This window comes from Phreatobacter sp. GW821-FHT04C01, assembly GCF_059420385.1.
Map to the genome: position 1 here is coordinate 825660 of NZ_JBWKTP010000003.1, position 12600 is coordinate 838259.

Here is a 12600-nt window from a genome sequence, read left to right on the forward strand (position 1 = left end):
ACGCCACTCCCGCGCGAGGCCAGCGCTTGGGTTCGGCATCGGCGGCTCGGGCCTGGTTCCCGGTCGCGGTCGAGCGTGGCGAGGCGTGGGAGTTTAGGAATGACGACGGGTCGCGGCATGACAGGGACCGATGCCGCCGGCGGACCGGCCCGTCACGTTCCCGTGCTCCTGGCCGAGGTGATCGCCGCGCTGGCGTTGCGCCCGGACACCCTCGTCATCGACGGCACCTTCGGCGCCGGCGGTTATACCAGGGCCATTCTCGACGTGCCGGGCACGCGCGTCGTCGCCATCGACCGGGATCCGACCGCGATCGCCGCCGGCCAGGACCTGGTCGCCGGCGCGAACGGCCGCCTGGCCCTGGTGCAGGATCGCTTTTCCCGGCTCGACACGGTCGCCGCGGCGCTCGGCCATGAGGCGGTCGACGCCGTCGTGCTCGACATCGGCGTGTCGTCGATGCAGATCGACGAGGCCGAGCGCGGCTTCTCCTTCCGTTTCGACGGGCCGCTCGACATGCGCATGGCGATCTCAGGCGAAACGGCCGCGGACCTGATCCAGCGGCTGCCGGAAGCCGAACTCGCCGACCTGATCTACGCCTATGGCGAGGAGCGGCTGTCGCGCCATATTGCCCGCGCCATCGTGCGCGAACGGGTGCTGGAGCCGATCGTCACCACCCGGCGGCTCGCCGACATCGTTGCCAAGGTGGTCCGGTCCAAGCCCGGCGACATTCACCCGGCAACCCGTACCTTTCAAGCCCTGCGCATCGCGGTGAACGAGGAGCTGGCCGAGCTCGAACGGGCGCTGGCCGCCTCCGAACGCATTCTCAGGCCCGGTGGCCGGCTGGTCGTGGTCACCTTCCATTCGCTGGAGGACCGCATCGTCAAGCAGTTCCTGGCCGACCGTTCGGCGAGGACCGCCGGCGGCTCGCGCCATGCCCCGGCCGCCAGCGTGCCGGACCCGACCTTCGTGCTGCTCGGCCGCAAGGCGGTCGTCGCCGGCGAAGCCGAAAACGCCGGCAATCCGCGCGCACGCTCGGCCAAGCTGCGCGCCGCCGAACGAACCGTGGCACCTGCGCGGGAGACGCGGTCATGATGCGCTTCCTCAACATCCTGGTCGTCGCGGCGCTGATCGTCGCCGCCGTCGTGGTCTATCGCGTCAAATACGAGGCGACGCGCCATGCCGAGGAAGTCGCCAAGCTCAAGCTGGAAATCAGCCGCGAGCGCGAGGCGATTGCCGAGCTCAAGGCGCAATGGGCCAGGCTCAACCGCCCCGACCGGCTGCAGGCCCTGGCCGAGCGCCATCTGAGCCTGCGTCCGGCCTCGATCGACCAACTGAACAATCTCAACAATTTGCCGGACAAGCCCTTCGTCGATCCCGATCCGATCGGCTCGATGCTCGAGGCCATGGACGGCAGCGGCGCCACCGACCCGACCGCCACCGGCTCGGTCCGGCCGACGCCCGTGCCGCAGCGCCGGCCGCAGCAGGGAGCCCGTTGATGGAGTCTCATTCCAGCGAGCCGACCGCCCGCGCGCCGAAACCCCGGTTCCTGATGCGCGCCCGGCTGTTCTTCGCCTGGCTGCTCGCCGGTCCGCAGGCCGAGCGGCTGAAGAAGGCCAAGGCCCGTGTCGTGCTCGCCATGGTCGGTTTCGGCGGCCTCTACCTCGTCATCGCGACGAGCATGATCCTCTATGCGGTCAATGGCGACCCGTCGCAGCGCAATGCCGGCCGGACCCAGGATGCGGTGTCCTCGGCGCGCCCCGACATCATCGACCGCAACGGCGAGGTGCTGGCGACCGATATCCGCACCCAGTCGCTGTTCGCCGAGCCGCGCAAGCTGGCGGCGAGCTTCGATGTCGACGAGGCGACCGAACTCCTGACCGCCGTGCTGCCGGACCTCGACCAGCGAGAGGTGCGCGAGCGCCTGCGTTCGGGCAAGGGCTTCGTCTGGCTGCGCCGCGAGATCACCCGCGAGCAGCAGGCACAGATCCACAGGCTCGGCATTCCCGGCATCGGCTTCCTGCGCGAGGCCAAGCGCTCCTATCCGAACGGCCCGACGCTGTCCCACGTGCTCGGCCATGTCGATGTCGACAACCAGGGCATTGCCGGGCTCGAGCGCTATATCGACGGACGGGGCCTGGCTGAGCTGCACCGCGCCGGCTTCGCCACCAGCCGCAACCAGGAGCCGCTCCAGCTTTCCATCGACCTGCGCGTCCAGCACGTGCTGCGCGACGAGATGCAGAAGGCCTTCGCGCGGTTCCGGGCCAAGGCGGCGGCCGGCGTCATCATGGATGTCGACACCGGCGAGATCATCGCCATGGCCTCGATCCCGGACTATGACCCGAACCATCCGGGCGGCTCGCATGGCGACGACCGAATCAACCGTCTGACGACGGGCGTGTTCGAGATGGGCTCGGTGATGAAATCGCTGACCTCCGCCATGGCCATGGATTCCGGCCGCTTCAACATCAATTCGCAGATCGACGCGCGTTTCCCGCTGACCGTCGGCCGGCACCAGGTGAAGGATTTCCACGCCCAGCGCCGGGTGCTGTCGCTGCCCGAGGTCTTCACCTATTCGTCGAATATCGGCACCAGCCGCATGGCCCTGACGCTCGGCGGCGAGTACCAGCGCAACTTCCTGCGCAAGCTCGGCCAGCTCAACCGGCTGCAGACCGAGCTGCCGGAAAGCGCCGCGCCGCTGGTGCCGCGCCGCTGGGCCGACATCACCACCGCCACGGTGTCCTTCGGCCACGGCCTGTCGGTGGCGCCGCTGCAGGCGGTGATGGGCACCGCCGCCCTGGTCAATGGCGGCCTGCTGATCAATCCGACCTTCCTGCGCCGCACCCAGGAGCAGGCCCGCGCCACCGCCACCCGGGTGATCCGGCCCGAGACCTCGGCCAACATGCGCTTCCTGATGCGGCTCAATGCCGAGCGCGGCTCGGGCCGGCGCGCCGATGTCGACGGCTATTACGTCGGCGGCAAGACCGGCACCGCCGAGAAGGTCATTGGCGGGCGTTATGCCAAGGACAAGCTGCTCAACTCGTTCATGGCGGTGTTCCCGGCCGACCAGCCGCGCTACATCCTGCTGATCATGCTCGACGAGCCGAAGGGCATCCCGGAGACCCATGGCCTGGCCACCGCCGGTTTCAACGCCGCACCGACCGCCGGCCGGGTGATCGCCCGGGCGGCCCCGCTGCTCGGCCTTCAGCCGCGCTTCGACATCGGGCCAGCCGCGCAGACGATCCAGGTCGGCTTCCGCGGAACCGGGCGCTAAACTCGCCGTCACCTAGTGCATTTTCACGCTCGCCTGGCCGAGCTCCTCACTTCTCTCCATCCGATGCCGCCATGGATCTCGCCACGCTCCTGAACGACGATGCGCCGCCCGCCCGGGCAGGAACGGCCGTGACCGGTCTGACCGCCGACAGCCGCCGGGTCGGACCGGGCAGCCTGTTTTTCGCACTGAAGGGCGAGAAGACCGACGGCATGGCCCATGCGGGGGCGGCGGCGAGCGCCGGCGCCGTGGCGATCGTCACCGATCGGACGGATGCGCCGGCCGACGTCGCCGGCATACCGGTGATCCAGGTCGCCAATGCCCGCCGGGCGCTGGCGCTCGCCGCCAGCCGGTTCTATCCGCGCCAGCCGGCAACCATTGCCGCGGTCACCGGCACCTCCGGCAAGACCTCGGTCGCCGCCTTCCTGCGCCAGGTCTTCGCCGCGCAGGGTTTCCAGGCCGCCTCGATCGGCACGGTCGGCGTGGTGCGCCCCTCCGGCGAGGCCTATGGCGGGCTGACCACGCCGGATCCGGTCACCTTGCACGAGACGCTCGACGTGCTGGCCGGCGAGGGGGTCACCCATCTCGCCTTCGAGGCCTCGTCCCATGGTCTCGATCAATATCGCCTCGACGGGGTGAGGATCGCCGCCGCGGCCTTCACCAACCTGTCGCGCGACCATCTCGACTATCACCTGACCGTCGAGGCCTATCGCGCCGCGAAACTGCGCCTGTTCACCGAATTGCTGCCCGCCGATGGCACGGCCGTGGTGATGGACAGTCCCGACGGCCGCTATTTTTCCGAGGCGGCGCGGCGGCGCGGGCTTCGGCTGATCGAGATCGGCCGGGCCGGCCAGGACAGGACCGGCGGCATCGCCATCCGCTCGGAAACCATTGACGGCGCCGGCCAGATCGTCGTCGCCGAGGGTTTCGGCGAGACTTTCACCACGCGGATTCCCTTGCTCGGCAGTTTCCAGGTCGACAACGCCTTGGTCGCCGCCGGCCTCGCCATCGGCTGCGGCGTCGCGCCGAAGGCGGCCTTCGCGGCGCTCGAACATCTGGAAGGCGCCAAGGGCCGGCTCGATTTCGTCGGCGCCAAGGACGGCGCGCCGGTCGTCGTCGACTATGCCCATAAGCCCGATGCGCTGGACAAGGTCTTGGAGGCGTCGCGCCCCTTCGCCACCGGCCGCCTCGTCGTGGTGTTCGGCTGCGGCGGCGACCGCGATGCCGGCAAGCGGCCGATCATGGGCCGCATCGCCGCCGAGCGGGCTGACCGGGTGATCGTGACCGACGACAATCCGCGCTCGGAAAACCCGGCGGTCATTCGCGCCGCGATCCTGGCCGCAGCGCCCGGAGCCGAGGAGATCGGCGACCGGGCGGAGGCGATCCGCAGCGCCGTCCGCGACCTGAAATCAGGGGATCTGCTGGTGATCGCCGGAAAAGGCCACGAAACCGGCCAGATCGTCGGGTCCATCACGCTTCCCTTCTCCGATCACGAGGTCGCGGCGAAGGCCATCCGTGATTATCAGACGAAAGCCGCCTCGAAAGGGTCCGCCGCATGAGCATGCCAGGCAACAGCGAAGGCCATCCGCTCTGGACCACCGAGGCGCTGGCCCGGGCCATGGGCGCGCGCGTCGTCGGCGCTCCGGCTGCGGTCGTCACCGACATTTCCATCGACAGCCGGTCGATCAATCCGGGCGAGGCCTATGTCGCGATCAAGGGGCTGGCCCATGACGGCCACGCCTTTGTCGCCGCGGCGCTCGACAAGGGCGCGGCCCTTGCCGTGGTCTCGGAGGACTGGGCCGCCGGCGCCCCGGCCGGCCGCTATCTCGTCGTCGCCGATCCGCTCAAGGCCCTGGAAAAGGCGGGCGTCGCCGCCCGCGCCCGCACCGCTGCGCGCATCGTCGCGATCACCGGCTCGGTCGGCAAGACCTCGACCAAGGAGGCGCTGGCCCATGTGCTGGCGCGCGAAGGCCGCACCCATGCCCCGCCGAAGAGCTTCAACAACCATATCGGCGTGCCGCTGACGCTGGCCCGCATGCCGGCGGCAAGCGAGTTCGGCGTGTTCGAAGTGGGCATGAACCACAGCGGCGAGATCACCCCGCTGACCCGCATGGTTCGCCCCGATGTCGCGGTCGTCACCACGATCGAGGCGGTGCACCTGGAAAATCTCGGTTCGATCGAGGCCATCGTCGACGCCAAGGCCGAGATCTTCGCCGGTGTCGAACATGGCGGGGCGGCTGTGCTGCCGCGCGACAGCCGTCATTTCGACCGGCTGGCGCGGGCCGCCAAGGCCGCCGGCATCGACACCATCCTGTCCTTCGGCGAACACGAGGAGGCCGATGTCCGGCTGCTGCGCGTCTCGCTTTCGGCCCTGTGCTCGACGGTCCATGCCCGCGTCATGGGCCAGGAGGTGACCTACAAGCTCGGCTCGCCCGGCCGGCACCTGGCGATGAACTCGCTCGCCGTCCTCGCTGCCGCCAAGCTCGCCGGCGCCGATCTCGCGATCGCCGCCTTGGCGCTATCCGACATGCGGGCGGTTTCCGGCCGCGGCGAGCGTTCGCAGCGCCGTCTGTCCCAGGGTAGCTTCACCTTGCTGGACGAGAGCTACAACGCCAACCCCGTGTCCGTGCGGGCGGCCCTGGCCGTTCTCGGCGCGGTGCAGCCGGCCCCCGGCGGCCGGCGCATCGTGGTGCTCGGCGACATGCTGGAGCTCGGCGCCGACGGCAAGGCCCTGCATGCCGGCCTCGCCGGGCCGCTCGCCGATGCCCATGTCGACCTGGTCTTCTGCTCGGGCCCCTTGATGGAAAATCTCTGGAAGGCCTTGCCAGTCGGCCGCCGGGGCGCCTATGCCGCGACCGCCGCCGAACTCGAGCCCGAGGTGATCCGCACGCTCAGGTCCGGCGACATCGTCATGGTCAAGGGCTCGCGCGGCAGCCGGATGGCGCCGCTGGTCGAGACCCTGAAAGCCAAGTTTGCCGCCGAGGTCACCGACGACGCCCATCTCGGCGCGGCCTGAGATACGAGAGATATCGAGCGATGTTCGCCTTTCTTGCTGAATTCACCAGCGTCTTCGGACCGCTCAATATCTTCCGCTACATCACCTTTCGCACCGGTGGCGCGACCGTCACGGCGCTGATCTTCGTCTTCCTGTTCGGCCCGGGCCTGATCCAGCTCCTGCGTCTGAAACAGGGCAAGGGCCAGCCGATCCGCAGCGACGGCCCGGAAAGCCACATGGCCAAGAAGGGCACGCCCACCATGGGCGGCCTGATGATCCTGGCCGGCCTGGTCATCTCGACATTGCTCTGGGCCAATCTCCGCAGCCCCTATGTCTGGATCCTCTTGTTCGTCACGCTCGGCTTCGGCGCCATCGGCTTCTATGACGACTATCTGAAGGTGACCAAGCAGACCCATGCCGGCTTTTCGTCTCGCGCCCGGCTGGCCCTGGAATTCGTCATTGCCGGCCTGGCGGTCACCGCCGTGGTCTATGTCACCCGCGAGCCGCTCAACACCTCGATCTTCTTTCCCTTCATCAAGGACCTGTCGATCAATATCGGCTTCCTGATGATCGCCTTCGGCGCGCTGGTCATTGTCGGCTCGGGCAATGCGGTGAACCTGACCGATGGCCTCGACGGCCTCGCCATCGTGCCGGTCATGATCGCCGGCGGCACCTTCGGCATCATCGCCTATCTCTCCGGCAATGCCTTTTTCGCCAATTACCTGCAGATCACCCATGTGCCGGGCACCGGCGAGATCGTTGTGGTGATCGGCGCCTTGATCGGGGCGGGCCTGGGGTTCCTCTGGTTCAACGCGCCGCCGGCGCAGATTTTCATGGGCGACACCGGATCGCTGGCGCTCGGCGGCCTGATCGGCACCATTGCGGTGGCCACCAAGCATGAGATCGTGCTCGCCGTGGTCGGCGGCCTGTTCGTGCTCGAAGCCGTCTCGGTCATCGTCCAGGTGGCGTCGTTCAAGCTGACCGGCAAGCGCGTCTTCCGGATGGCGCCGATCCACCACCATTTCGAGAAGAAGGGCTGGTCGGAGCCGCAGGTGGTCGTGCGCTTCTGGATCATCGCCTTCGTGCTGGCGCTGGCCGGCCTGTCCACCCTGAAGCTGCGGTGATCGGGATGATCCCGGTCACCCTGTTCAAGGGCGCCAAGGTCGCCGTCTTCGGGCTCGGCGGCTCGGGGCTCGCCACCTGCGCCGCGCTGACCGCCGGCGGCGCCCACGTTGTCGCCTGGGACGACAATCAGGCCTCCGTCGCCAAGGCGAAGGCCGCGGGATACGAGACCGTCGACCTCAACGGCATCGACTGGACGGGCCTTGCGGCTTTCGTGCTGACGCCGGGCGTGCCGCTGACCCATCCGGCGCCGCACTGGACGGTCGGCAAGGCGGCGCTCGCCGGCGTCGCGATCATCGGCGATATCGAGCTGTTCTGCCGCGAGCGCGCGGTCCAGGCGCCGGCCGCGCCCTTCGTCGCCATTACCGGCACCAACGGCAAGTCGACCACGACCGCGCTGATCAGCCATATCCTGGCGAAATCGGGTCGCGACGCCCAGATGGGCGGCAATATCGGCACCGCGATCCTGTCGTTGCAGCCGCCGGCGCCCGGCCGGACCCATGTCATCGAGTGTTCGTCGTTCCAGATCGACCTGACGCCGTCGATCGATCCGAGCGTCGGCATCTGCCTGAATGTCACCCCGGACCATCTCGATCGTCACGGCACGCTCGACGCCTATGCCGCCGTCAAGGAACGCCTGGTCGCCGGCGTGCCGGCCGGCGGCACCGCCATTGTCGGCGTCGACGACAGGCACAGCCAGGCCATGGCCGACCGCGCGGAGCGCGCCGGCCGGCAGGTCGTCCGCCTGTCGATCCGCAATCCCGTCTCCGACGGGCTCTGCCTCGACGGTACCGACATCCTGCGCATCAAGGCCGGCGCGGTCGCCTTCCGTTTCTCGATCGCCGGGGTCGGCGCGCTGCGCGGCTCCCACAATGCCCAGAACGCCATGGCGGCTTATGCCGCCTGCGAGGCGCTGGGACTGGCGCCGGAGGCGATCGTCGCCGCGATGCGGAGCTTTCCGGGGCTCGCCCATCGGCTGGAGCAGGTCGGCCGCATCGGCAAGGTGCTGTTCGTCAACGATTCCAAGGCGACCAATGCCGATTCGACCGAGAAGGCCCTGGCAGCCTTCTCCACCATTTACTGGATCGCCGGCGGCAAGCCCAAGGAGGGCGGCATCGCCCCTCTCGCCGGCTATTTTCCGCGTATCGCCAAGGCCTACCTGATCGGGGCCGCGGCCGAAGAATTCGCCGCGACCCTCGGCGCCACGCCACATGTCGTCGCCGGCACGCTCGACAAGGCGGTGGCGCTGGCCGCGGCCGACGCCGCTCGCGACGGCGCGCCGGATCCGGTCGTGCTCCTGTCGCCGGCCTGCGCCAGCTATGACCAGTTTCCCAATTTCGAGGTGCGCGGCACGGCGTTCCGCGATCTGGTCCTCGCCTTGCCGGGCCTGCAGCCGATCGATGCGGCCAGGTGAGCGCGCCGGCTGTCCGAACCGTCCAGCCGGAGCTCTAGGGTTAACGGGGCGTTGAGGTGCTCGCCGTAAATTATCGGCAAGTGACCGGTCCGGCCGGGCGCTGACGCATGAGATCGATGGAGAAAGCGCATGATCTCCCGGGCTGAACGCACGGCCTTCGGCGAATGGTGGTGGACGGTCGACCGGCTGCTGCTCTCCGCCCTGTTCGCCCTGATGCTGTCGGGCATCGTGCTGTCGCTCGCGGCCTCGCCCGCGGTCGCCCATCGCATCGGTCTCGACACCTTTCACTTCGTCAACCGGCAGGTGTTCTTCCTGATCCCGGCGACGGCCGTGCTGATCATCACCTCGTTCCTGCCGCCGCGCTGGATCCGGCGGCTGGCTTTCGCCGCTTTCGTCGGCGCGCTGATCATGGTGGTCGCGACCCTGTTCATCGGCACCGAGATCAAGGGGGCCCGGCGCTGGCTGAATTTCGCCGGTATCGGCCTGCAGCCGTCCGAATTCCTGAAACCCGCCTTCGTGGTGCTGGCCGCCTGGCTCTTCGCCGAAAGTGCCAAGCGTCCGGAAATGCCGGCCAATATCCTGGCCATCCTGCTGCTGCTCGCCACCGTGACGCCGCTGGTCATGCAGCCGGATGTCGGCCAGACCACGCTGATCACCGTGGTCTGGGCCGCCCTGTTCTTCATGGCCGGCATGCGCTGGCTCTGGGTCTTCGGCCTGGCCGGGGTCGGCGCGGCCGGCCTGATCAGCGCCTACTACACCTTCGGCCACGTCCGCCGGCGCGTCGACAAATTCCTCGAGCCCGGCACCGCCGACACCTTCCAGGTCGATGTCGCCATCGACGCTTTCCAGCAGGGCGGCTGGTTCGGCAAGGGCCCGGGGGAGGGCACGGTGAAGCGGATCATTCCGGACAGCCACACCGATTTCATCTTCGCCGTGGCGGCGGAAGAGTTCGGCGTCATCCTGTGTCTGGTCATCGTGGCGCTGTTCGCCTTCATCGTGCTGCGCTCGCTGAACCACGCCTATAAGGACGAGGATCCGTTCTGCCGCTTCGCGGTGGCCGGGCTCGCCATGCTGTTCGGCCTGCAGAGCTGCATCAACCTGATGGTCAACCTGCATCTGATCCCGCCCAAGGGCATGACCTTGCCCTTCGTTTCCTATGGCGGTTCGTCGCTGATCGCGCTCGCCTTCGGCATGGGCATGCTGATCGCCCTGACGCGGCGACGGCCGCGGGCCGAGACGCTCGCCGAATTGAGCCATTACCAGGCCAGGGCGTGAGATGAGCCAACCTCTCGTGCTGGTCTGCGCCGGTGGCACCGGCGGCCACCTGTTCCCCGCCGAGGCGCTCAGCGTGGCGCTCGCCGCGCGCGGCTGCCTGGTCGACCTGGTGACCGACGAGCGGGCCGAGAAATATGGCCGCGCCTTCCCGGCGCGCGCCACCCATATCGTCGCGGCCGCCACCGTCACCTCGAAGAACCCGCTGGCCCTGCTGAAGACCGGGCTGACGCTCGGGCGCGGCTATCTGCACGCGCGCAAGGTCATTCGCGTGCTGAAGCCGAAGGCCGTCGTCGGCTTCGGTGGCTATCCCACCTTGCCGCCGATGTTCGCCGCGAGCCAGCTCGGCGTGCCGACCATCATTCACGACCAGAATGCCGTGATGGGCCGGGCGAACCGCCAGCTGAGCGCCCGCGCCACCGCCATCGCCACCAGTTTTCCCGGCGTGCTCGACAAGGACCCGGCACTGGCGCGCAAGGCGACCTTCACCGGCAACCCCGTGCGGCCGATGGTGATCACCGCCGCCGCTCTGCCTTATGATCCCCCCGTCGCCGGCGGCCCGTTCCGCCTCTGCGTCTTCGGCGGCAGCCAGGGCGCCCGCGTCATGAGCGAAATCCTGCCGGCCGCGCTGGAGCGCCTCGACCCGGCGGCGCGCGCACGCCTCCTGGTCGTCCAGCAGGCGCGCGGCGAGGACGAGGCCAATGTCAAGGCCGCCTATCAGCGGCTCGGGGTCGATGCCGAAGTCGCGCCGTTTTTCGTCGACCTGCCGGGCTGGCTCGCCAGGTCGCATCTGGTCATCGCCCGCTCCGGCGCCTCGACGGTTGCCGAGCTTTCGGTCATCGGCCGCCCGTCGATCCTGGTGCCCTTGCCCCATGCGCTCGACCAGGATCAGCTGATGAATGCCGCGACGCTTGCCTCCGCCATGGCCGCGACCGTGGTGAAACAGGCCGATTTTACCCCTGACTGGCTGGCCGGCGAATTGACCGGGCTTCTGGCCGATCCCTCGCCGCTGATCGCGGCGGCGGCAGCGGCAAAAGCGCAAGGCCACGCGGATGCGGCCGACCGTCTGGCCGACCTTGTTCTTAAAACCGCCGGAATTGCCCCGGCAGGACCTGTTCCATGAAACTTCCCCGCGACATCGGACCCATCCATTTCATCGGCATCGGCGGCATCGGCATGTCCGGCATCGCCGAGGTCCTGCTCAATCTCGGCTACAAGGTGCAGGGCTCGGACGCCGCCGAGGGCTATACGATCAAGCGCCTGAAGGACCGCGGCGCGACCATTTCCATTGGCCATGCCACCGAAAACCTCGGCGAGGCCGAGGTGGTGGTGGTCTCGACCGCCATCCGGAAGGACAATCCGGAACTGGTCGCCGCGCGCGAGCGGCGTATCCCGGTGGTGCGCCGGGCCGAGATGCTGGCCGAGCTGATGCGGCTGAAATCCTGCGTCGCCATTGCCGGCACCCATGGCAAGACCACCACGACCTCGATGGTTTCCACCTTGCTCGATGCCGGCGGCTTCGATCCGACCATCGTCAATGGCGGCATCATCAATGCGCTCGGCACCAATGCCCGGCTCGGCGCCGGCAACTGGATGGTGGTCGAGGCCGACGAATCCGACGGCTCCTTCCTGAAACTGCCGGCCGATGTCGCCATCGTCACCAATATCGATCCCGAGCATCTCGACCATTACGGCGATTTCGACGCGGTGAAGGCGGCCTTCCGCGCCTTTGTCGAGAACATCCCGTTCTACGGTTTCGCCGTCATGTGCATCGACCATCCGGTGGTCCAGGACATGGTCGGCTCGATCGCCGACCGGCGCGTCATCACCTATGGCGAGAACCCCCAGGCCGACGTCCGGATCACCGATATCGACCTGACCGGCGGCCGCTGCCGCTTCAAGGTCCAGTTTCGCGATCGGGCCGGCGCGGTCATCGAGGAGATCGAGGACCTGGTGCTGCCCATGCCCGGCAAGCACAACGCGCTGAACGCCACCTCGGCGATCGCGGTGGCCAGGGAACTGGGCATGGCCGGGCCGCAGATCCGCAAGGCGCTGGCCGGTTTCGGCGGCGTCAAGCGGCGCTTCACCCGCACCGGCGAGTGGAACGGCGCGACCATTTTCGACGATTACGGCCATCACCCCGTCGAGATCGCGGCGGTGCTGAAGGCGGCCCGCGCCTCGACCGAGAACCAGGTCATCGCCGTGGTCCAGCCGCACCGCTACACCCGGCTCGCCTCGCTGTTCAACGAGTTCTGTACCTGTTTCAACGATGCCGACACGGTGATCGTTGCCGATGTCTACGCGGCCGGCGAACAGCCGATTCCGGGCGCCTCACGCGAGGATCTCGTGTCCGGCCTGAAGACGCGCGGGCACAAATCGGTCATCGCGCTCGACGGGGCCCATCAGCTGGCAGGCATCGTCGCCGGCCTCGCCAAGCCCGGCGACTATGTCATTTGCCTCGGCGCCGGCAACATCACGCAATGGGCCTATGCCCTGCCGGGCGAGCTCGACAAGCTGGCAAGCTCCGGGTGA

The 12600-nt window shown here is 68.5% G+C and carries 10 protein-coding genes; all 10 read left to right on the forward strand.

Translation table 11 applies throughout. The features are described from left to right. Positions 1 to 99: 99 nt before the first annotated feature. The 10 genes from rsmH to murC all read left to right on the forward strand — a co-directional run bounded on the left by rsmH (position 100) and on the right by murC (position 12600). Positions 100 to 1089 carry a 16S rRNA (cytosine(1402)-N(4))-methyltransferase RsmH gene (gene rsmH, locus AC07WJ_RS15635; RefSeq protein WP_494935499.1) on the forward strand — a complete coding sequence of 330 codons (990 nt, stop codon included), beginning with the start codon at positions 100 to 102 and terminating at the stop codon, positions 1087 to 1089. Next, positions 1086 to 1493, forward strand: a complete 408-nt coding sequence (ftsL, locus tag AC07WJ_RS15640) for a cell division protein FtsL (protein ID WP_494935500.1) — start codon at positions 1086 to 1088, stop codon at positions 1491 to 1493. Before rsmH ends, ftsL begins: the two co-directional genes overlap by 4 nt. Beyond that, entirely contained in the window at positions 1493 to 3268 is a 1776-nt protein-coding gene (locus AC07WJ_RS15645) for a peptidoglycan D,D-transpeptidase FtsI family protein (RefSeq protein WP_494935501.1), read from the forward strand. The genes ftsL and AC07WJ_RS15645 overlap by 1 nt, the downstream gene beginning before the upstream one ends. 71 nt (positions 3269 to 3339) lie before the next feature. Next, positions 3340 to 4824 carry a UDP-N-acetylmuramoyl-L-alanyl-D-glutamate--2,6-diaminopimelate ligase gene (locus AC07WJ_RS15650; RefSeq protein WP_494935502.1) on the forward strand — a complete coding sequence of 495 codons (1485 nt, stop codon included), beginning with the start codon at positions 3340 to 3342 and terminating at the stop codon, positions 4822 to 4824. After that, entirely contained in the window at positions 4821 to 6281 is a 1461-nt protein-coding gene (locus AC07WJ_RS15655) for a UDP-N-acetylmuramoylalanyl-D-glutamyl-2,6-diaminopimelate--D-alanyl-D-alanine ligase (protein WP_494935503.1), read from the forward strand. Before AC07WJ_RS15650 ends, AC07WJ_RS15655 begins: the two co-directional genes overlap by 4 nt. A gap of 20 nt (positions 6282 to 6301) precedes the next feature. Further along, positions 6302 to 7384 carry a phospho-N-acetylmuramoyl-pentapeptide-transferase gene (gene mraY, locus AC07WJ_RS15660; RefSeq protein WP_494935504.1) on the forward strand — a complete coding sequence of 361 codons (1083 nt, stop codon included), beginning with the start codon at positions 6302 to 6304 and terminating at the stop codon, positions 7382 to 7384. 5 nt (positions 7385 to 7389) lie between these two features. Next, positions 7390 to 8796 carry a UDP-N-acetylmuramoyl-L-alanine--D-glutamate ligase gene (gene murD, locus AC07WJ_RS15665; RefSeq protein WP_494935505.1) on the forward strand — a complete coding sequence of 469 codons (1407 nt, stop codon included), beginning with the start codon at positions 7390 to 7392 and terminating at the stop codon, positions 8794 to 8796. 129 nt (positions 8797 to 8925) lie between these two features. Further along, the gene (gene ftsW, locus AC07WJ_RS15670) at positions 8926 to 10071 is read left to right on the forward strand and encodes a putative lipid II flippase FtsW (protein WP_494935506.1); all 1146 of its coding nucleotides are present in this window, start codon (positions 8926 to 8928) and stop codon (positions 10069 to 10071) included. A 1-nt stretch (position 10072) separates the two neighbouring features. After that, positions 10073 to 11191: an undecaprenyldiphospho-muramoylpentapeptide beta-N-acetylglucosaminyltransferase gene (gene murG / locus AC07WJ_RS15675; protein WP_494935507.1), complete on the forward strand. Its 1119-nt coding sequence runs from the start codon at positions 10073 to 10075 to the stop codon at positions 11189 to 11191. Then, on the forward strand, positions 11188 to 12600 hold the full coding sequence (murC, locus tag AC07WJ_RS15680; protein WP_494935508.1) for a UDP-N-acetylmuramate--L-alanine ligase: 1413 nt from the start codon (positions 11188 to 11190) through the stop codon (positions 12598 to 12600). Before murG ends, murC begins: the two co-directional genes overlap by 4 nt.

Coding starts and splice junctions, on each gene's coding strand:
- AC07WJ_RS15655 (WP_494935503.1), top strand. CDS start 4,821: ATGAGCATGCCAGGCAACAGCGAAGGCCATCCGCTCTGGACCACCGAG.
- ftsW (WP_494935506.1), top strand. CDS start 8,926: ATGATCTCCCGGGCTGAACGCACGGCCTTCGGCGAATGGTGGTGGACG.
- ftsL (WP_494935500.1), top strand. CDS start 1,086: ATGATGCGCTTCCTCAACATCCTGGTCGTCGCGGCGCTGATCGTCGCC.
- murC (WP_494935508.1), top strand. CDS start 11,188: ATGAAACTTCCCCGCGACATCGGACCCATCCATTTCATCGGCATCGGC.
- murG (WP_494935507.1), top strand. CDS start 10,073: ATGAGCCAACCTCTCGTGCTGGTCTGCGCCGGTGGCACCGGCGGCCAC.
- mraY (WP_494935504.1), top strand. CDS start 6,302: ATGTTCGCCTTTCTTGCTGAATTCACCAGCGTCTTCGGACCGCTCAAT.
- rsmH (WP_494935499.1), top strand. CDS start 100: ATGACGACGGGTCGCGGCATGACAGGGACCGATGCCGCCGGCGGACCG.
- AC07WJ_RS15645 (WP_494935501.1), top strand. CDS start 1,493: ATGGAGTCTCATTCCAGCGAGCCGACCGCCCGCGCGCCGAAACCCCGG.
- murD (WP_494935505.1), top strand. CDS start 7,390: ATGATCCCGGTCACCCTGTTCAAGGGCGCCAAGGTCGCCGTCTTCGGG.
- AC07WJ_RS15650 (WP_494935502.1), top strand. CDS start 3,340: ATGGATCTCGCCACGCTCCTGAACGACGATGCGCCGCCCGCCCGGGCA.